The following is a 19,170-nucleotide window of genomic DNA, read 5'->3' on the forward strand; positions in this document are numbered from 1 at the left end:
GATTATGAATGTTTATACTATGAAGCACCCTAAACATAAAAAATATAGACTCGAGTCTATTTTAGATAATACAGCTTGGGTCTACGACCTTTCTACAAAAGTACAGCATCGATGCTTTGTTTTAGATCACAAAGTAGGTGATGAATTCTTTCTGTTTGAAAAAGAAACTAGTATTTTTAGTGGCCATATAACTTTTGAATACAGTATTCTTAATCTGTATGAGGTTGGTAAATCGTATCAATTTGACATTGTAAGGGAAACAGAAAAGGTAATTGTTGTTTCCAACTACAACAGAATGGAGTTCGGTATTCCACTATCTTTTAAAGAGTCAGAAAATCAGAAGAAAATCAGCTTAGAGATATATGATTTGGATCTAAATAATAATAGATTAAAGTTTGTAAACAAAAGAGATGTTTTGCCTTCGGAATCTGCTCGGCAAGAATTTGATTACTCTGTTTTTGAAGATAATCAAATATATACTTTACCAATTATAAAATCTTATTACAACAAAAATAATAATCTATTTGCAGTAACTGAGTTTTTAGAAAAACAATTTATTGTTAATATTCCTCCAACACTTTCTCAGGAAAATTTAGACGATAATATTTCTGTGCATCTTGGAACTTACAGTGACGGAAGTTCCACTTTGAAGGTGGTTCGGTCATACATTACGTCGAAGCTATATAAAGTTGGTGAAAAATATAGCTTCATAATCGAAAAACAATTTCACGACCCTGCAAACGGAATGACATATTGGTCTCTTAAAGACCAATATAAAATGTATAACAACTATCACCCGAGTAATGACATCTCATTTAGTAAAGAGATGAGTAAATTACAAGAAGGGGATACTATCGAATTGTATGTTTTCAGAATTACAGAAAGAGGTTATCTGGATTTGATAAATGCTATCACTGATTGGGATAGTATAAATTATCTAGTTGAAGATGTTTTTGACGCAATTGGTTACGCCGATGAGGAAGATAAGTACTTCTTTAACCTTCTCTCAGAATCTGAAAATGCAGATGATCCGCTGGACGAGAAAAAAAATCTGTCATTTATTGACCAATATAATGATGGAGAAAATTTGTGGGTATTTAGTTACTTGGCATTTTTAGATTTAGAAATTTTTAAAAAATTAGATGAGGGCGAATATGAAGTAGCAAAAATACTTATCGATATCTACATTAAGATTGAAAAATGGATTCTTGAAGGATCTGATTATTTGAAGAACTTTAGTATGCATAAGACTACGGAGATTATTCAAAAAGCAGAAAGTAAAATTGAGAAATTGGAAGCAATGCTTAATGCCATTGATCTTTATTTGGATGATAAAGATCAAGAATTTTTATCCGGTATTAAGGAGAGTTTGAATCGTACACCATATTTAAGTCAATCTAATAAGAATATTCTAAAGGAACTAGTTAAGATTTCTCAGTTTTTTAATGCAGATTCTAATGATGAGAATCTATACGATACTATTTTTTTGATGATCAAATACGGCTTTATTCAAGATGAAGATCGTTACACTTATATTCGATCGATTGAGTCAAAAATAAGCAGAGTTAGAGACAAAATTTTAGAAGCCCGTTCCGATAATTTTGTAGAAGATGAAAACAGTAATCTCAAGTTTCTAGTTTCTAATCAATATTTACTAGTCATTTTGAATGTACTTGACAAAAATTATTTTAAAGCAAGTATTTCTTCGATTAATCTTTTGCGTTTTCTTGCTATTTACCATAATAGTGTTGAACATTTGAATTTTGCGATTGAACTTGCGGTAAAACAGGGTTATTTGAATCCAAATATCCATAGACATCAAAGTGTTTACGAAATTTCATTAACTGCATTTATTGACTCAAGCATTATTCCTGAAATTAAAGAATCATACTGTACTGGTGCTGGTCGAATTTTTTATTCAGCTGTAGGTTTGGAATTTGTGCCAAGAAATCTCTACAGAAAAAATTTGATCCAGAAAAAATTTCCAATAGCAAAGCTTGATACTTGCAATTTATTTATTTCTTCAACTTTAGAAACAGATAGCATCCAAGTGGAGGATAATATCAGTGACCTTTTAAAAAATCTTATAGGTAAGATAACATACAGAAAACAAATAAAAGAGAAAACTGAAAAACCGTTTTCAAATCATTTGATAAATGAAATTTTCCAAGGAAGAATAAAATCATTTCACAATGAAAATCAAAGTATTTGTTTTTTAAAATGCGATATCGATGGTCTAAAGAAAGATATACTTTTACATATTAATTCTTTTCAGAAAGTAAAAGCATTAAATAAATTAGAAGATTTTTTTAAAATTAACGACATCATTAATTTTGAGATTGTAGGAATTGAAAATGAAAGAATTGTAATCTCACCAAAGTTTGCATTAAATAAATATGCTGATGAAATTTTATATACTTCGGTAGAAACCATAGGTAAAATAGTTAAGGTTTATGAAGATAAAACTTACGCAATTACTAAAGAAGGTTGGCCAGTCTTTTTGCCAAATTCCAATTTTGTATTAGATGATGTAATCGAAATGATCATTACAGATTATTCGCAGGAACATCAATCATTTTATGCTACTCAATACAGATTATCCAAAGAAGAATACTCAGGAAAAGCTGAAGATCATTATCGAAATTATCTTATTTCTTCAGGTGTTCTTGTAGAAAATGTAAAAGAAGAGAAAACCAGTGAGATCAATTGCGAATTTGAAGATAATGATAACTCTGATGACAATGAATTGGAATATCATTATGATTCTAATTTGAAAATGTTTTGTGATCTTATTTTGCATTGTTTAGAGCAACGGCTATTCTATATCAAAGATCCCAAAGAACTTGCAATTAATTATTTCTTTTTAATCATAATTTCTGGTATTGTCAAAAGTAATAAATCATTCTTTTATAATATTAAATTAAATGATTTAGCTGAAATCGTTAAATTAGAATACCAAGAGGATCTTGAGTTAAAACAAGAACCAATTAATAATTCTGCTCTTGCTATAAATACTTTGCAACTAGATCAAGAATCAGAGGTTTTTGCATTGATTAAGTTTATTAATACTGATGTATTGGAGTTACCGATTAATCTGCCACCTGATTCAAATTATTACATCCTTAAAAAACTCATAGAATCAAATAACTTATTTTTTTCACTAGATAAAACTGCACCAGTCCTTACATATTTAAGGAAAATTATAATAAGTGAACTATACAATGTGACTATCACGGGTGACAAAAACTCTATAAAGGAATTTGAATCAGTTTTGCTTGGTGAGAGTGCTACCGACGAAAATGAAAATGCTAACAAAAATGTTACAAATCTCGGGTCTGAATCTAAGAACAAAGAATTTAAAACTTCTATATTTTACTCTGCATCAGAAGAAGCACAGCAAAAAGTAATACTACGCACAATCGCAGGTTTCTTGAATTCGTATGATAATGGGGGATCGCTATTTATTGGAGTTGATGATTCTGGGGATATAAAAGGAATAAAAAACGATCTTAATTTTGATGTTAGAATCAAAACTCTTGATAATTATCAAAATCATATACAATCACTTGTTGTATCTGCATTTCCAAAAGAAATCAATGCTTTATTAGATTACAGATTCCATAAGTCAAATCTATTGGATTATCTGGAAATCGTAATTCCACAATTTGAAAAGCCCATTCCTTTCGAAAATGAATTCTATCAAAGGCAAGGTGTACAGACAAGAATTCTAAAGGGCGCTGATTTGATTGACTTTATGTATCGTAAAGCGAATGTTAATAGTCAAGGTGTACAAATGATTGGCGATTTAAAATTCAAGAATGAAAAGAATAAAACTGAAATAACAAATAAAAATAAGTCATATATTGAAGAGCTAAATTTTGAAATTCAAAATGAAGATTTTTATGCAGATCTTAAAAAAGAGGGTGATCGTTTTTCTAATCCCATACCCAAAACAAGTCACAATTTACTAGGGTATTTATATATATTTGAGGATAATACTTATATGATGTCAACAATTGACGTATCAGATTATTTATTTAAGGTTGAAATTACTGAAAAATATAAGTTTGCAGATTTGCTTCTATGTTATGATAATGCTTGCGTCAATAAAGTCGAAATTAGAAGTATTCTGAATAGACCTTTTAATAAGAGATATATGAACGCAATGAGCACATTCGGCAAACTAATGTCAGTGTTTCCTTGTATGCCTAATTCAGAGGTGGCAATTACAACGCAGAGATTTGATAAAACTTACATTAAGCTATTTGAGACGGAAAAAATATCTGAACATCGTATATTGGGACTGAAAGGGAACTGTATTGTTCAAGAGGATTTTGATCAGGTCTTGTCATACTACGCAAGTGAAAGACTTCCCCAAAATTTTGATGCATTTAGACGTGAATCAAAACAAGGATTGGGCTGTGACACTAATAAAGAATCAAAATTGTACAATATTTTTATAAATTATCTATCTTAAAAATTTCTAATGAAATACACCGAATCCCAATTAGAAAAATCATTTATCCATCTTTTGAAAGAGGAAGGCTACGAGTACACGAATGGCAAAGACGTAGTTCGGGCATTGCATCAGGAGGTTTTGATTCGGGAAGATCTGAGTAATTTTCTGCTGTCGCGTTATCCCGATTTGGAAGCGATAGAACTGGAAACTCTTATCAATGAATTGGCGTATCAACCTGCATCCAATCTGTATGACAGCAATAAATACATTGGGAAACTATTGGCAGACGGTCTGATTTTTAAGAGAAACAATCCTTCTAAAAAAGATTTGCACATCCGCTACATCGATATTGATGTAAACAGTCTTTTAACAACCAATCGGTTTAAGATTGTGAACCAGCTGGAGATTCAGGGAAAAGAACTACGGATTCCGGATTTGATTCTGTACATCAACGGTATTCCAGTGGTAGTTTTTGAGTTTAAAACAACGATAGAAGAAGAGATTACCATCTATGATGCGTACAAACAACTAAGCATCCGCTACCGAAGAGATATTCCGGAACTGATGAAATACAATGCGTTCTGCATCATCAGCGATGGCGTGAACAACAAAGCGGGTTCTCTGTTTGCGCCTTACGATTTTTTCTACGGTTGGCATAAAATAACAGGCGAAGAAAAGAAAGCACTGACGGGCATTCATACCGCCACATCCATCGTCCACGGAATGCTGAACAAGCAAAGGCTTTGTGATATTCTGCATCACTTTATCCTGTTCCCTGATACGTCTAAAAAAGAAGAAAAAATCTTGTGCCGTTATCCGCAGTATTATGCTTCCCGGAAACTCTCAAACACTTTTGTGTGTCGGCAATTCTCGGTGCAGTCGGCGTTTTGTAGCCTAAGAAAAAATCTTTGAACTGCGTCATTCCGGAGTTGGAAAACATTAAAGTAGGGTCATCTTTCAGCACAATCGGTGCAGAAGGAACGATAAGGTGGTCTTTGCTTTTAAAATAATCTAAAAATTTCTGACGAATCTCTTGTGATGTCATAATTATATATTGCTTTGCTTTTTACAAATTTTTGATAAGATGCAAATTTAAGATTTTCAATCGATTTTATGTCACAAAATGTCATAATTACTAAGTAAAATATTGCTTATTAGACAATAACATTTAGATGCTATTTAGATTATATCAAAAAGACATTTTATTTTTTTATGCGAAGCTTTTCCTGCTTTCACTACTCGCTTTTTTGAGAGTTTCAGCATCTGCATTGCCACCGCTAAAACTCTCAAAAAGAGCTCAAACAGGTCGTTCAATCGGGGCTATTGACAACGCTTTGTCATAAATAAAACCTAACGGGTTTCAAAAACCCGTTAGGTTTGTATCATGTAGTTTGTCATTCCGCAGGAATCTCAACATTATAAAATTCAACCGTTTAGATTCCTACGGAAAGACAAAAATACTGTTAATATCAGATTATATTCAAAAACTGTTCATCATAAAATTTTGATTGAACAATTAAAAAGGATTATTAAAAAACTTTGCACTTCTGCGTTTAACTTATTACCTTCGCTAGTATCTGAAAAGATACAATCAAAAAAATGACGAAAAACGAAGCTTTAAAAAACTGGATAGAACAGTATTCTGAATCTTTGCTGCGAAGAGCAATTTTTCTGCTTTCGGATACCGTTGAAGCAGAAGATATCGTTCAGGAAGTTTTTATTGCGGCTTTTTCTTCGTACGATTCTTTTGAAGGAAAAAGTAAGCCACAGACTTGGCTCAATACCATTCTCAACAATAAAGTCGCTGATTTTTACCGTAAAAAATACAAATCGGAACCGCAGATTAGACTCGACCATTTTTTTGATGAAACCGGCTCCTGGAAAAGCGATAACGTTTTGAATGATTGGAATGTTTCCAATTCAGAACCTGAACTTCTGGACAATCAGGATTTTAATAAAAGTTTGGAAGATTGCATTGAAGATTTACCTTCCCGATGGAAGATTCCGATGAAACTTTATTATCTCGAAGAAAAAAAAGCACCCGCAGTAAGTCAGGAATTGAATATTTCTACGACTAATCTTTGGAAGATTTTACAGCGCACGAGAATGCAGTTGAGAGAGTGTCTGGAAACCAATTGGTTTTCAAAATCGTAAATAATAGAAATGTTTAGAAAAATAATACATATTTTCTTTTTACCATGCAGTACGGCAACTTTACTGATGGAAAAACGCAATGCAAAGAATATTTCGCCAAAAGAAAACTGGCAGCTTTCGATGCATGTAATGATTTGCAAATGGTGCAAAGCATATGAAGAAAAGCTGAAAACTTTAGATTCTATCTTAAAAAATAAATGGTTTAAGGAAGAGAAAACCGATTTGAATGATACAGATATTCAGGAATTTAAAGACAAAATATTTAGAAAGTTAGATTTTTAAGAAAAAAAATTGTCAGGATTTTGTATTTGTTGCGACTATAGTTTTGAAAATAATAAATTTTAATTCAAAAATCTAAGAACAATGCAACAGACATCACAGCACAAAAGTTTATCAACGTATAAAATCGGTTATTACATTTCACTTTTTGGGGCAGCAATTATTTTACTTTGGATTGGGGCTTTCAAATTTACACCTACAGAAGCAGCAGCGATAAAACCTTTGGTAGAAAACCATTTTCTCACGTTTTTCGTATATGATATTATGAGCGCCCAAGCGGTTTCGAATATAATCGGAGTGATAGAAATTATCATTGCCTTGTTATTAATCTTTAGCGTGAAATTTGCATCTCTTAAAAAGTTTGCGGGCATCGGAATGGTGGTTACTTTTCTAGTGACATTAAGTTACCTCTTTACAACACCAAATGTCTGGCATATTGTAGACGGCGTTCCTGTTACAGATTTTTTTATTCTTAAAGATTTGATGCTTTTAGGATTTGGTTTAATGCTTTTAAATGGAAAAAATGAACACATATAATAAAACAAAAATGAAAAATATATTCACATTTCTCCGCTGCGCAAAGTCTCCCGACTTTGAGCAATGAAATATGACCAAAATTTCTTAATTTTATTTTTCGTTCCACAAGATAGCTTTTGGGAAAAATAAGAAAATATGAAAGAAGGCTATACCATAAAAGATCAGGAAAAACCACATTTTATTACATGTACCGTAGTAGATTGGATAGATGTTTTTACCAGAAAAGTGTATAGAGATATTGTAATTTCTTCTTTAGAATATTGCATCAAAGAAAAAGGGATGATACTGTTTGGCTACGTTATAATGAGCAACCATATTCATTTAATTGTTCAATCTAAACAGGGTAGACTATCAGACTTGCTAAGAGATTTTAAAAAATTTACTTCCACAAATATTCTTGAAGTAATAAAGACAGAACCAGAAAGCCGCAGAGAGTGGATGCTTGATTTATTTAAAAAAGCAACAGAAAGCCACACACGAAATAAAAATTATCAGTTTTGGCAATATGGAAACCATGCTGAAGAAATTTTCACTCTTCATTTTATGTGGGATAAATTAAATTATATCCATCTAAATCCGGTAAGAGCTGGTATTGTAGAAAAAGCTCATCATTTTATATATTCATCAGCAAGTAATTATGTAAACGGCAAAGGATTATTAGAAATTGAATTGGCTGATAATCCTATAATTGATGTAACAAAAAAGAACGAGTTTTGGAAATATAATAATTATGATGAATAATTGTATGCTCAAAGTCAGGAGACTTTGCGCAGCGGGGGCTGGTATTGTAGAAAAAGCTCATCATTTTATATATTCATCAGCAAGTAATTATGTAAACGGCAAAGGATTATTAGAAATTGAATTGGCTGATAATCCTATAATTGATGTAACAAAAAAGAACGAGTTTTGGAAATATAATAATTATGATGAATAATTGTATGCTCAAAGTCAGGAGACTTTGCGCAGCGGGGGCTGGTATTGTAGAAAAAGCTCATCATTTTATATATTCATCAGCAAGTAATTATGTAAACGGCAAAGGATTATTAGAAATTGAATTGGCTGATAATCCTATAATTGATGTAACAGAAAAGAACGAGTTTTGGAAATATAATAATTATGATGAATAATTGTATGCTCAAAGTCAGGAGACTTTGCGCAGCGGGAGACTTTGCGCAGCGGGGCGAGTTTTGGAAATATAATAATTATGATGAATAATTGTATGCTCAAAGTCAGGAGACTTTGCGCAGCGGGGGGGGGTATTACAAAATGTCCAATTTAGTTTGAAGACGTACAAAGCTCTCAATATGCTTCGCTACTTGAACTGGCGATAGATTACTTCGCTTTGCTCGCAATGACAAATTAATTCAAAAACTCAGAGGCAGGGATTCTGACACAATATTCACTGCCTAGAAATAAAGGATTGCCGTGTTTCTCGGACCAGAAGCCATCTAAAGTATTGGGATTGATGAATCTATAAACTGCCACGCCTTTGTAAACTTTGCCTTCATCGCCTTCATAATTGAAATTGATCACCAAGATATCATCTTTGAAGAAACCTGTTCCTTTCTGGATATGATCACCGATAATCCATTTTGCTACTATTCGGTTGTTTTCATCTAAGCTGAGAGTAAGTACACCGTGATAACTGATTCCGTTCCCATCCTGATTACCGCCTTCTACAGCGTAATTGCCCACCAAGTCTTGTGTTGTCATTGTTTCGTCTTAAGTGCAACAAATTTATAAAATCTTAACGAGTCTTTTTTTTATAGGCTAACCTGATTGATGCTAAGTTGTTCCATTAGTTTCTGAATATTCTCAATGTCCTTTAAAACCTTTTGATAAGAAGCTTTCGCGTAATCTGCAAAATTGGCTTTGGAAGATGATTGTTGGTCTTCTGTGTCGAATGCGTTATTGATTTGTGGACGCTCTACAATATCGTCTTTGTAATTCTCTAAGCATTCTTTGATAGCGCGTTTTTTCTTTTTGCAAGTGATATTCTTCTTCAGTTTTTTTAAAGAACTTAGCATATACGGATTGTCATTGTAAGGCGTACTGAAACCAGCATCAGTATTGTCTTCGTGATAAACAAGATAGCGAATATCATTATTAGGCTTGAGGTGGTTTTTATCAAATATCATATTGCAGAAGGTATTAGAGTTAAATCGAATAGAACATTATATTTAATTTCTAATATCAATTTTAAGACCAATAGATTACAGAGAAGTCGCTCCCGGAACTGTATAGTAATTATCAAAACTTGTATAGACTCTAGTTTTCTTCACTTCACCATTTTCGTAGATCTCAACTTTGGTAGTCGTTTCAGACTTTTTATCAATATAACGGACTTCATCCAGCTGTTCTTTTCTGTTGTAGGATTCAGTTTTGACATTTCTGCCATCTTCCATATAATGAACGCTTCTTAATTTGCCGTTGTCTCTATATCTGTAACTTTTAGAATTATAGAAATTTCCCTGTTGATTAAGATGACCTTCATAAGTATATTCAGAATTGTAGCGGCCTTCCATAAACAACTTTCCTTCATTATCATAAATGTAATAATATGCACCGTCAATTGGAGATATCAATTCGTAAATAGTAATTGGTTCAGGTCTTTGTCCGGGATTGCCAGACATCACTTCTTTCTGAAGAAAAACTTTAGAATCATTTTGTGAAACCCAAAGTGTATCAATGATTTTTGAATTCGGTTTGTAATGGATTTTTAAGATGATGATATTCTTCTGTTCTGTTCCTTTTGTATCGCAGCTCATCAGAATCAATATCAGAAAAAAGGGTAGAAGTAGAGTTTTCATTTTAGTTTTTTTTTGAATTAATTTTTATCTTCAATAAGAACATTATAGTTAATTAGATGCTTGTTTCGCTTTAAATATTCAACTTCTTTGGAGTCGCTTTTATGATAAATTATTTTAGATAGTAAGGTTTTATCCTGATAAAGATAAACAGAGCATCTTCTGAAACGTCCAATATCCACACGTTTGATTTATAAAACAAATGATTGCTGTAATGATTTTTCCTCTAACGAAGAAAGAAACGAAAGGTAGAAGAATGGCTAATAACATCGATTTTTTTTTAATTAAAGTAAAACTACTGATTAATTAATAAAACAAGAAAGTCGAAAGAAAATTCCTCCGACTAAAGAAAAAAATTGAAAATATATGTGATCTTTATTTATAATCAATAAAAAGGCGTTTCTACCACTTTGTCAGAATATAGAAATCTACAATTCGGAGGTTATGTGAGACTTGGACCTTTGATTTTGGGAAGTGAGAATGCTTTTCCTCTTTTATTCAAGCATAAAAAACTACACGCTGCGAATGTCTATTTGGCAATCAAACTTTATCCGTTTTGGGATAATGCTTTCAAACGCCATAGAAGAGAACAATGTGATTGTGAAAAGTGATTGGATTAATATCCGTGTAAATTGATATCTCCGGTTCTTTGTAAAGTCACTTTTTTGCCCATTTTCTTTTGAATCACTCGGAAATGTTGCAATTCATCATCCGTCAAAATATTAATTGCAGTTCCTTTTTCACCTGCACGACCAGTTCTACCAATTCTGTGGATATAATCTAGCGGGGAACGAGGCAATTCATAATTAATGACAAAAGGAAGAGAGTCAATATGGATTCCGCGTCCAATCAGGTCTGTTGCAACCAAAATCTGAGCGCCATTAACTTTGAATTCTTCAAGGTTATTTCTACGAGCACCCTGCGATTTCTGGCTGTGGATAGCAACCGCTTTGATTTTGTTTTTCTTGAGTTTTTCAACCAAATTATCTGCAGATCTAGTAGAAGAAACGAAAATCAAGGCTTTCTCCACTTTTTTCTCTTTGATGAGATATCTTAAAAAAGGACCTTTGTTTTCTGGAGAAACATGATAAGCCAATTGCTCGATATTATCAATTTCAATTTCTTCTTTTTTGATTTCTATTAATGTAGGATTGATTGATAATCTAGCCTTCATCTCAGAAACTTTGTCGTCTAGAGTTGCTGTGAAAAGAGTGGTTTGTTTTGCGACAGGCATCATTGCGAAAAGTTTGTTCATCTCTTCGCCAAAACCAAGCTGAAACATCTTATCCGCTTCATCTATTACCAGATGTTGGATTTTTGAGATACTCAAAGCATTATGATCTATCAAATCCAGCAAACGACCTGGCGTAGCAATAAGAACTTCTACACCCATCATTCCTTTCATTTGAGGATTGATGGAGACACCACCGTAAACAGCCATTGTGCGGACATCACGTTTTAGATTATCTGTAAAAGCTCGGAAGACATCATCTATCTGAATCGCTAACTCGCGTGTAGGAACAAGAATCAAAACCTGGATATTGCGGTCTTTTTTAACTTCTGCATTCTGTAGCTTTTCGAGAATCGGCATTACAAAACAAGCTGTTTTTCCTGAACCAGTCTGGGCAATTCCCACAAGGTCTTTTCCCTGCAAAATCACAGGAATAGACTGTTCCTGAATTGGAAATGGCTTCAGATAACCTAATTTTTTAACCGATTTTATGATATTATGAGAAAGTCCTAGCGATTCGAATGACATAGAGCGTTGTTTGGAGCAAAGATAAGCTATTGATTTGGGTTTCTATTGTAAAGTATTATCAGACTTGCCTTAATCCAAAATCTTTTTAAATTTCTCAAGGATTTCTTTTTCTTGATGAGAAAGATTAATGAAAAATTGGGTTTGCCAAAGTTTGGTTTTTTCTGCTTGTTTATTATTGGGGAAATGCCAATCTGTGTAGATTCTGAAGCCTCGTTTTCCTGTTTTGATTTTGCTTGATATTAAGTTTTCTTTTTCTAAAACTGTTTTTGGAAAGATGAAAAATCCAGAATGATGATTCTCTTCAACAGCAATAATGTAGAAATCGAAGTTGTCATTAATATCAAAAGGAATGGTTTTTCCTTCAGCGTTTCTTTTCCATAAAGTTACAAATTGCCCCATCTTTTTAGGTGTCAGCTTAGATTTCCTAAACTTGAAATTGATTTGATTAATTTTAAAATTAAAACCAAAGTACTCTTCGCATTCAGAATCTTGAGTGATTTCTGAGAATGGTAATTCAAAGTGTTTTTGTAATATTTTTTCTAATTTTTCTATTTCCTTAATCATTGATAATATTCTTTATTGAGCATTAGACTTATAAAAAAAAACTTTGTCAAAGTTCTGGACTTTGACAAAGTAAATTTCTTAGATTAATTAAAAGATTACTTTACAATCTTCATTTCGTTCAATAGCCATTTTGCATCAGCATATTTATCGATTACGAAAAGAATATATTTGGTATCAACCATAATATTTCTACACAATTTAGGGTCATAATTGATATCACTCATTGTGCCTTCCCATTGTCTATCGAAGTTGAGCCCGATGAGGTTTCCATAAGCATCTAGGGCAGGACTTCCTGAGTTTCCACCAGTTGTGTGATTGGTTGCTGTGAAGTTTACAGGAACGTCGCCAGATTTATCTTTGTAGATTCCGTAATCTTTGGTATTGTAAAGATTGATTAATTTTTTCGGTAGATCAAATTCATAATCTCCGGGAATGTATTTTTCCATAACGCCCGCAAGATGCGTTTGGTAACCATAATTAACGGCGTCTCTTGGGTTAGAACCTTTTACTTTTCCATAAGTCACACGTAGCGTAGAATTAGCATCTGGAAAGAATTTTCTGTCTTTATCAGTTTCCATTTGCTGAGCCATAAACTGCTTCTGTAACGCATCGATTTCAGTTTGATAAGATGTTACCTTCTCATGAGTTGTTTGTACATAAGTATTCTTAATCGATGCATAAAGCTCAACAATTGGATCGTTTTTAAGAGCTTGAATTAAAGTGTTTTGATCTGCAAAAACTTTATTGATGTCAGAATAAACTGTAGCACCATTCACTTTTCCGCTTCCCATTACTACAGAATTTTTCGCCCAATTTTCAATGGTTACAACATTTTGATTCACATCTTTATATTTCTCAAAACCTACTGGCAAAAATTGTTGTGGGGTTTTGTTGGCGTAAAGTGCAACTACTTTTGCTGTAACTTTAGCATCCAAACCACTTTCATAATCTTTGTACATCTCAGTCAATCTAGATTTCAGATTGTCCAAAGATTTCTGAGAAGATGTACCGTTTTCCACAGCTTCTACATAACTCCCAAATAAACTTCCGAGAGCCAATGTCTCTGAATTTCTTGGTAACTCGCTGTAGTAAGCTCTGTTCAATGCGTAAGGTGCTTGCTCGTTGTAAAGTTTGTTTAATCCATCAATTGTTGTTTTGATGGCTGGGTTTTTTGAAATCAAAGATTGTTCATATTGTTGTTTCTTTCCAACAGCATTAGACTTTTTAAGACCTTCGATTTCGCCTTGCCATTTTTTCCAAGCATTGGATATTCTTGCATATTTAGAAGCGTATTTGATTCTTGTCGCATTGTCCACTCTCATTTTTTCATCAAGAGTTTTCAATGTCACATCACGCACAGAAATCATCGCTGGATCAATCTCTGTCATGATTTTCTCAACCGCTACTGCGGGAAGATATTCGGTTGTTCTTCCTGGGAATCCAAAAACAAAAGTGAAGTCGTCTTCTTTTTTATCCTTGATAGAAATTGGCAAGAAATGTTTTGGTGTGTAAGGAATATTATCTTTGGAATATTCTGCAGGCTTGTTGTTTTTATCAGCATAAATTCTGAACATAGAGAAATCGCCTGTGTGTCTTGGCCAAACCCAGTTGTCTGTATCAGAACCATATTTTCCAATGGCCTGAGGCGGAGCACCAACCAAACGAATATCTTTGTAAGTTTCTATGACATAGGCATAATACTTATTACCATAATACATTGATCTTACCGAGATTTTCTGATAGCTTTCAGGTTTTTGAGAAGCAATGTAAGCCTCAGTGTTTTGTTTGATTTTAGCATCCAAATCTTTTCCAGTCAAACCTGCTGTTCCTGCAAGAATGTCTTTAGTTACTTCTTTGATATCTGTGATAAAATCTACAGTTACACCAGGATTTGGTAATTCTCCGTTCATATCTTTTGCCCAAAATCCGTTGGTCAAAAGGTCATTTTCTACAGTAGAATGAGATTGGATATTATCATAACCACAATGATGATTGGTTAGTAAAAGTCCGCTAGGAGAGATAACCTCAGCAGTACAACCACCATCAAACTGAACAACCGCATCTTTGATACTTGCCTTTTCAGGATTGAAAATATCTTTTGCAGAAATCTTCATTCCCAGTTCTTTCATTTCTTTTTCATTGACTTCTGTCGGAATCCACATTCCTCCGTATTGCTGTGCTAATGTCATTACAGCTGACAATGCAAAAGCTGATAAGAGAATTTTTTTCATTTATAAATTTTAAGAGGCACTAATTTAAATAAAATTTTAAGAATGGAGTAAAATAGATTTTAGCATCAAAACAAAAAAAGAGGCTGTCTCTTTTTATTGCTAAGATTTATAATGTTTAATATTAGCAGGTTATTACGAATCGCTACTGCAAAGTTTAGATTCCTACGGACTGACAAGCTTTACGTTAAAAATAGATTTATATTGTAACCAATCAAAAGTAACAATCCTCAATTCTTTGTGACTAATAAAATGTTGCGTAAATTACGCCCCAAAATAAAAATTAATAAAAATTAAAAGTATAGTATGAAGAAAATTTTTATTTCAGTTTCACTATTATTTATGATGAATGCAATGGCACAGAAATTTGAAACACAATCTGCTACAGATAAACAAGGTTATACTTACGAAACCGTAAAAAATGACCAATCAGGTGTGAGAGTCTACACCCTGAAAAACGGACTAAAAGTCTATCTCGCTAAAAATGATGACGCTCCAAGAATCCAAACCTACATCCCTGTAAGAACGGGTTCTAATAACGATCCAAGTGATAATACAGGATTAGCGCATTATCTGGAACACATGGTTTTCAAAGGAACTTCACATTTAGGAACTAGCGATTGGGCAAAAGAAAAAACATTACTAGCTCAGATTTCTGATTTATACGAGCAGCACAAAGCAGAAAAAGATCCTGCAAAGAAAAAAGCATTATACAAGAAAATAGACGAAGTCTCTCAGGAAGCTTCCAAATATGCGATTGCTAACGAGTATGACAAAGCGATTTCTTCTCTTGGTGCAACAGGAACCAATGCTCACACTTGGTTAGACGAAACAGTTTATAAAAACAATATACCATCCAACGAATTGGAGAAATGGCTTAAGGTTGAACACGAGCGTTTCTCTGAATTGGTTTTGAGATTGTTCCATACAGAATTGGAAGCGGTTTATGAAGAGTATAATCGTGCTCAGGATAATGACGGAAGATTGGTAAATTATGCAATGATGGAAGCGCTTTTCCCAAAACATCCGAACGGTCAGCAAACGACTATCGGCACTTCGGAGCATTTGAAAAGCCCTTCTATGGTAGCGATCCACAAGTATTTTGATACTTACTATGTGCCTAATAATATGGCGGTAGTCTTGGTTGGAGATTTGGATTTTGATAAAACGATCAAAATGGTAGATCAATACTTTGGAACGTTCAAGTACAAAGAATTGCCAATGAAGAAAATGGTTGCTGAGGAGCCAATGACGAGCATCGTTTCCAGAACTGTAAAAAGTCCTTCTACACCTAGAATGACAATGGCTTGGAGAACAGATTCTAACGGAACTCAAGAAGCAAGATTAGCAGATGTTGTCGCTGAAATATTGAGCAACAGCGGAGACGCAGGTTTGATTGACCTTAATATTAATCAAAAACAAAAAACACTTGGTGCCGGTGCTTACGAATCGCCTTTCAAAACTTATGGTGCATTTGTTTTAAGTGTTGTTCCGAAAGATGGGCAGAGCTTTGATGAAGCTAAAAAGTTGTTATTAGACCAAATTGAATTGGTTAAAAAGGGACAATTCCCAGACTGGATGCTAAACGCAATCGTGAATGATCTGAAAGTTCAGAGAATGAAACGATGGGAAACGGCTGATGGATTGGCTACAACATTATATTCAACTTACATCGGGGACAGAACTTGGGAGCAGGAATTAGATGAAGTAAACCAATACGAAGCGATCACTAAAGCGGATGTTGTGAAATTTGCGAATGATTTCTTCAAAGATAATTACGTAGTTGTTTACAAAGAAAAAGGCGTTAATGATAAATTGGTTCGTGTAGAAAACCCAGGAATTACGCCAATCAAATTGAACAGAGAAGCACAATCACCATTCCTGAAAGATATCATTAATACAAAATCTTCTGATATCAAACCAGAGTTTGTTGATTTCAAAACTGCTATTGCAACTTCTACAATCAAAGACAAAAAAGTAAGCTTCATTAAAAATAAATACAATGAAGTAGCTCAGGTGAATTATGTTTTCCCTTTCGGAACCGATAATGATAAAGAATTGGCACTTGGTGTAACAGTTCTACAATATCTTGGAACGGATAAATATACACCAGAACAATTGAAAGAAGAGTTCTACAAATTAGGAATTACGAATCAATTCAAAACGTCTAATGACCAAATGATTATTGCGCTTAGCGGATTGGAAAGCAATATGAAAAAAGGAGTAGAGCTTATGAATCACTGGATTAATAATGTGAAAGCAGATCAAGCAATCTATTACCAAACGGTGAATACAATCCTTGAGTCCAGAGAAGTTGCGAAGAAAGATAAGAATAGAATTATGGCGGCTTTAGCTAATTATGCTAAGTTTGGAAAAGATTCTAGATTCTCTGATGTGATTTCTAAAGATCGTTTGAAAAGCATCAACGTTTCTGAATTGATTTCTAAAATCAAAACGTTAAACGAATATCCTTACGAAGTTTTCCTTTACGGGGAAGATCAAAAAGGATTGGAAAAAGCAGTGAAGCCTTATATTGTTAATACAAAATTACAGCCTGCAACTGCGAAAGAATATGCAGAGCCTGCAACTGCCGGAAAAGTATATTTTACACCATACGATATGGTACAAATGGAAATGTCTAAAGTGGCAAAAGCCGGCGATGTGAATGTGGCAAACTTCGGAAAAGCAAGTGTTTTCAACGAGTATTTTGGACGTGGATTGTCTTCTATCGTTTTCCAGGAAATTAGAGAAAGTAAATCTTTAGCTTATTCAGCTTACGTTTCTTATGCTAATGCGACTGAGAAAAACCATCCGAATTATGTAACAACTTATATCGGAACTCAGGCAAACAAATTACCTTTAGCAGTTTCTGCAATGTCTGAATTGATGGCAGAACTTCCGCAGATTCCAGCTCAGTTCGAAAATGCAAAAGGATCTGCTTTGAAACAAATTGCATCTAGCAGAATCAACAGAACTGTGACTTATTACAACCAGTTATCTTTGAAAAAATTAGGAATTGATCACGATGTGAGAAAAGATATCTACGCAGAAATCCAATCTTTGACATTGCCTCAATTGACTAATTTCTATAACACCGAAGTAAAACCGTTGCAATACAACACAGCAATCATCGGTAAAAAAGAAAACCTGAATATGGAGTCTGTCAACAAAATGGGAGAGTTCCAAGAAGTAAGTCTTGAAGAGATTTTTGGATATTAATCTGAATTGATTTATAATAAAACCCTCTTGAAAATTTTCAAGAGGGTTTTGTTTTAGTATCCTGGATTCTGTTGCATATAAGCATTAACAGTAATTGTGCTTTGTGATATGGGTAATACTAGGCTTGGCTGCAATTGTTAGAGTTGCAACCGTTACTTCTCATCATATTTTTGTAACTTCTTCCTTCAGCTTCTTTGTACATAAGTAGGGGGAATTAGTATCTATCACTTTCCCAAAGTTCAAAACCATTGATTCCATCGTTAGTATTAAATATTATTTTGTTATTCTCAAAAAGAATCATTGAAATTTATAATTAAAAAATACTATCATAAATCAATTATTTTCTGATATAAACAGAATACATTTGTAGCTTTAAAATTTAAACTAAAATGAAAATATTAGCTTTTGCAGCAAGCAACTCAAGAGAGTCTATTAATAAAGTATTAGTAGAATACACAGCGAAACAATTTAACGGGGAAGAAGTCGAAATTCTTGATTTGAACGATTACGAAATGCCAATCTTCAGTGTGGACAGAGAAAAGCACGACGGAATCCCAACTTTAGCTTTGAGATTTGCTGAGAAAATAGATGCTTCAGATTTGTTGATTATTTCTTTTGCAGAACATAACAGTACTTATACCACAGCTTTTAAAAATATATTTGATTGGATTTCTAGAATCAAAGACAGAAAACATTTCGGCGAAAAACCGGTATTTGTATTAGCAACTGCGCCAGGGCCTGGAGGAGGCAAAAATGTGATTGCTCATTTTGAAGCTAGAGCACCTTTTAGTGGAGCAAATATTCTACAGAGTTTTTCTTTACCTAAGTTTAAAGACTCTTTTGATATCGAAAAAGGGATTGTAGATGAAGAAAAGAATACTGAGTTTCAGGAGAAATTGTCTGCTGTTAAAAACTTTTTTGAATAACATTTTGGAATGTTGTGTTAAGAATGCTTAACTTTGCTACAAAGAAAAATGAAATTTAATCCGATGAAAATCCCACAACTTCATTTCCAGCAATCTATTAATTCTTGCAAAAAGAATTATACAATTGCCTCCGAACTTGTGAGTTAAAATAACGGCCGACTATCTTAATAAGATTGTCGGCTTTTTTATTGGAATAAAACTGAAAGTAAAGTTTGAAATAAATCTAATGAATTCCAAG

General features: G+C 33.3%; 17 protein-coding genes and 1 pseudogene. 11 read left to right on the plus strand and 7 right to left on the minus strand.

Going from position 1 to position 19,170, the window contains the following annotated elements; all coding sequences use genetic code 11:
- Nucleotides 1-19 precede the first annotated feature (19 nt).
- Nucleotides 20-4,477 carry an RNA-binding domain-containing protein gene (locus DRF58_RS10920; RefSeq protein WP_162300303.1) on the plus strand — a complete coding sequence of 1,486 codons (4,458 nt, stop codon included), beginning with the start codon at nucleotides 20-22 and terminating at the stop codon, nucleotides 4,475-4,477.
- Between the two features lie 9 nt (nucleotides 4,478-4,486).
- Nucleotides 4,487-5,371 carry a type I restriction endonuclease gene (locus tag DRF58_RS10925; protein WP_116035409.1) on the plus strand — a complete coding sequence of 295 codons (885 nt, stop codon included), beginning with the start codon at nucleotides 4,487-4,489 and terminating at the stop codon, nucleotides 5,369-5,371.
- On the opposite strand, the pseudogene DRF58_RS10930 reads toward DRF58_RS10925, so the two are convergent.
- Nucleotides 5,283-5,504: pseudogene (locus tag DRF58_RS10930) on the minus strand (alanine--tRNA ligase-related protein); the annotation flags it as partial. The gene DRF58_RS10925 and the pseudogene DRF58_RS10930 sit on opposite strands and share 89 nt — an antisense overlap.
- Before the next feature lie 554 nt (nucleotides 5,505-6,058).
- On the opposite strand from DRF58_RS10930, the gene DRF58_RS10935 reads away from it, so the two are divergent.
- From DRF58_RS10935 to DRF58_RS10960, 6 genes are all read left to right on the plus strand, one after another.
- Nucleotides 6,059-6,613, plus strand: a complete 555-nt coding sequence (locus tag DRF58_RS10935; RefSeq protein WP_116035411.1) for a sigma-70 family RNA polymerase sigma factor — start codon at nucleotides 6,059-6,061, stop codon at nucleotides 6,611-6,613.
- Between the two features lie 9 nt (nucleotides 6,614-6,622).
- Nucleotides 6,623-6,895, plus strand: a complete 273-nt coding sequence (locus DRF58_RS10940; RefSeq protein ID WP_116035413.1) for a hypothetical protein — start codon at nucleotides 6,623-6,625, stop codon at nucleotides 6,893-6,895.
- Nucleotides 6,896-6,976: 81 nt separating this feature from the next.
- Nucleotides 6,977-7,429, plus strand: a complete 453-nt coding sequence (locus DRF58_RS10945; protein WP_116035414.1) for a DUF417 family protein — start codon at nucleotides 6,977-6,979, stop codon at nucleotides 7,427-7,429.
- 135 nt (nucleotides 7,430-7,564) lie between these two features.
- The gene (locus DRF58_RS10950) at nucleotides 7,565-8,170 is read left to right on the plus strand and encodes an REP-associated tyrosine transposase (protein WP_116035416.1); all 606 of its coding nucleotides are present in this window, start codon (nucleotides 7,565-7,567) and stop codon (nucleotides 8,168-8,170) included.
- Between the two features lie 4 nt (nucleotides 8,171-8,174).
- Nucleotides 8,175-8,363: a hypothetical protein gene (locus DRF58_RS10955; protein ID WP_206605218.1), complete on the plus strand. Its 189-nt coding sequence runs from the start codon at nucleotides 8,175-8,177 to the stop codon at nucleotides 8,361-8,363.
- A complete protein-coding gene (locus DRF58_RS10960; RefSeq protein ID WP_123902396.1) occupies nucleotides 8,353-8,556 on the plus strand; it encodes a hypothetical protein in 204 nt (67 codons plus the stop codon). Before DRF58_RS10955 ends, DRF58_RS10960 begins: the two co-directional genes overlap by 11 nt.
- A 232-nt stretch (nucleotides 8,557-8,788) precedes the next feature.
- On the opposite strand, the gene DRF58_RS10965 is transcribed toward DRF58_RS10960, so the two are convergent.
- The 3 genes from DRF58_RS10965 to DRF58_RS10975 form a co-directional block, all read right to left on the minus strand.
- Nucleotides 8,789-9,142, minus strand: coding sequence for a hypothetical protein (locus DRF58_RS10965; protein WP_116035421.1), 354 nt, complete (start codon nucleotides 9,140-9,142; stop codon nucleotides 8,789-8,791).
- Nucleotides 9,143-9,192: 50 nt separating this feature from the next.
- A complete protein-coding gene (locus DRF58_RS10970; protein ID WP_116035423.1) occupies nucleotides 9,193-9,567 on the minus strand; it encodes a hypothetical protein in 375 nt (124 codons plus the stop codon).
- A 75-nt stretch (nucleotides 9,568-9,642) separates the two neighbouring features.
- Nucleotides 9,643-10,239: a hypothetical protein gene (locus tag DRF58_RS10975; protein WP_123902397.1), complete on the minus strand. Its 597-nt coding sequence runs from the start codon at nucleotides 10,237-10,239 to the stop codon at nucleotides 9,643-9,645.
- Between the two features lie 407 nt (nucleotides 10,240-10,646).
- Here DRF58_RS10975 and DRF58_RS10985 point away from each other — a divergent pair, with 407 nt between their 5' ends.
- Complete coding sequence (locus tag DRF58_RS10985) at nucleotides 10,647-10,847, plus strand: hypothetical protein (RefSeq protein WP_116035426.1); 201 nt, start codon at nucleotides 10,647-10,649, stop codon at nucleotides 10,845-10,847.
- A 5-nt stretch (nucleotides 10,848-10,852) separates the two neighbouring features.
- On the opposite strand, the gene DRF58_RS10990 is transcribed toward DRF58_RS10985, so the two are convergent.
- From DRF58_RS10990 to DRF58_RS11000, 3 genes are all read right to left on the minus strand, one after another.
- Nucleotides 10,853-11,995, minus strand: a complete 1,143-nt coding sequence (locus DRF58_RS10990) for a DEAD/DEAH box helicase (protein WP_116035428.1) — start codon at nucleotides 11,993-11,995, stop codon at nucleotides 10,853-10,855.
- 69 nt (nucleotides 11,996-12,064) lie between these two features.
- Nucleotides 12,065-12,559 (minus strand): MepB family protein, encoded by a 495-nt coding sequence (locus DRF58_RS10995; RefSeq protein WP_116035429.1) that lies wholly within the window; start codon nucleotides 12,557-12,559, stop codon nucleotides 12,065-12,067.
- Between the two features lie 95 nt (nucleotides 12,560-12,654).
- Nucleotides 12,655-14,790 (minus strand): S46 family peptidase, encoded by a 2,136-nt coding sequence (locus DRF58_RS11000; RefSeq protein ID WP_116035431.1) that lies wholly within the window; start codon nucleotides 14,788-14,790, stop codon nucleotides 12,655-12,657.
- A gap of 303 nt (nucleotides 14,791-15,093) precedes the next feature.
- On the opposite strand from DRF58_RS11000, the gene DRF58_RS11005 reads away from it, so the two are divergent.
- Both DRF58_RS11005 and DRF58_RS11010 read left to right on the plus strand, forming a co-directional pair.
- The gene (locus DRF58_RS11005; RefSeq protein WP_116035432.1) at nucleotides 15,094-18,006 is read left to right on the plus strand and encodes a M16 family metallopeptidase; all 2,913 of its coding nucleotides are present in this window, start codon (nucleotides 15,094-15,096) and stop codon (nucleotides 18,004-18,006) included.
- A 389-nt stretch (nucleotides 18,007-18,395) separates the two neighbouring features.
- A complete protein-coding gene (locus DRF58_RS11010) occupies nucleotides 18,396-18,932 on the plus strand; it encodes an NADPH-dependent FMN reductase (RefSeq protein WP_116035434.1) in 537 nt (178 codons plus the stop codon).
- The last annotated feature ends 238 nt before the right edge of the window (nucleotides 18,933-19,170 follow it).

Origin of the sequence: Epilithonimonas hispanica (genome assembly GCF_003385395.1) — a bacterium.
GTDB lineage: Bacteria > Bacteroidota > Bacteroidia > Flavobacteriales > Weeksellaceae > Epilithonimonas > Epilithonimonas hispanica.

Excerpts from the sequence above, each read along its gene's own strand:
- DRF58_RS10920 (WP_162300303.1), top strand. The coding sequence starts at position 20 with ATGAAGCACCCTAAACATAAAAAATATAGACTCGAGTCTATTTTAGAT.
- DRF58_RS10925 (WP_116035409.1), top strand. The coding sequence starts at position 4,487 with ATGAAATACACCGAATCCCAATTAGAAAAATCATTTATCCATCTTTTG.
- DRF58_RS10935 (WP_116035411.1), top strand. The coding sequence starts at position 6,059 with ATGACGAAAAACGAAGCTTTAAAAAACTGGATAGAACAGTATTCTGAA.
- DRF58_RS10940 (WP_116035413.1), top strand. The coding sequence starts at position 6,623 with ATGTTTAGAAAAATAATACATATTTTCTTTTTACCATGCAGTACGGCA.
- DRF58_RS10945 (WP_116035414.1), top strand. The coding sequence starts at position 6,977 with ATGCAACAGACATCACAGCACAAAAGTTTATCAACGTATAAAATCGGT.
- DRF58_RS10950 (WP_116035416.1), top strand. The coding sequence starts at position 7,565 with ATGAAAGAAGGCTATACCATAAAAGATCAGGAAAAACCACATTTTATT.
- DRF58_RS10955 (WP_206605218.1), top strand. The coding sequence starts at position 8,175 with ATGCTCAAAGTCAGGAGACTTTGCGCAGCGGGGGCTGGTATTGTAGAA.
- DRF58_RS10960 (WP_123902396.1), top strand. The coding sequence starts at position 8,353 with ATGATGAATAATTGTATGCTCAAAGTCAGGAGACTTTGCGCAGCGGGG.
- DRF58_RS10965 (WP_116035421.1), bottom strand. The coding sequence starts at position 9,142 with ATGACAACACAAGACTTGGTGGGCAATTACGCTGTAGAAGGCGGTAAT.
- DRF58_RS10970 (WP_116035423.1), bottom strand. The coding sequence starts at position 9,567 with ATGATATTTGATAAAAACCACCTCAAGCCTAATAATGATATTCGCTAT.
- DRF58_RS10975 (WP_123902397.1), bottom strand. The coding sequence starts at position 10,239 with ATGAAAACTCTACTTCTACCCTTTTTTCTGATATTGATTCTGATGAGC.
- DRF58_RS10990 (WP_116035428.1), bottom strand. The coding sequence starts at position 11,995 with ATGTCATTCGAATCGCTAGGACTTTCTCATAATATCATAAAATCGGTT.
- DRF58_RS10995 (WP_116035429.1), bottom strand. The coding sequence starts at position 12,559 with ATGATTAAGGAAATAGAAAAATTAGAAAAAATATTACAAAAACACTTT.
- DRF58_RS11000 (WP_116035431.1), bottom strand. The coding sequence starts at position 14,790 with ATGAAAAAAATTCTCTTATCAGCTTTTGCATTGTCAGCTGTAATGACA.
- DRF58_RS11005 (WP_116035432.1), top strand. The coding sequence starts at position 15,094 with ATGAAGAAAATTTTTATTTCAGTTTCACTATTATTTATGATGAATGCA.
- DRF58_RS11010 (WP_116035434.1), top strand. The coding sequence starts at position 18,396 with ATGAAAATATTAGCTTTTGCAGCAAGCAACTCAAGAGAGTCTATTAAT.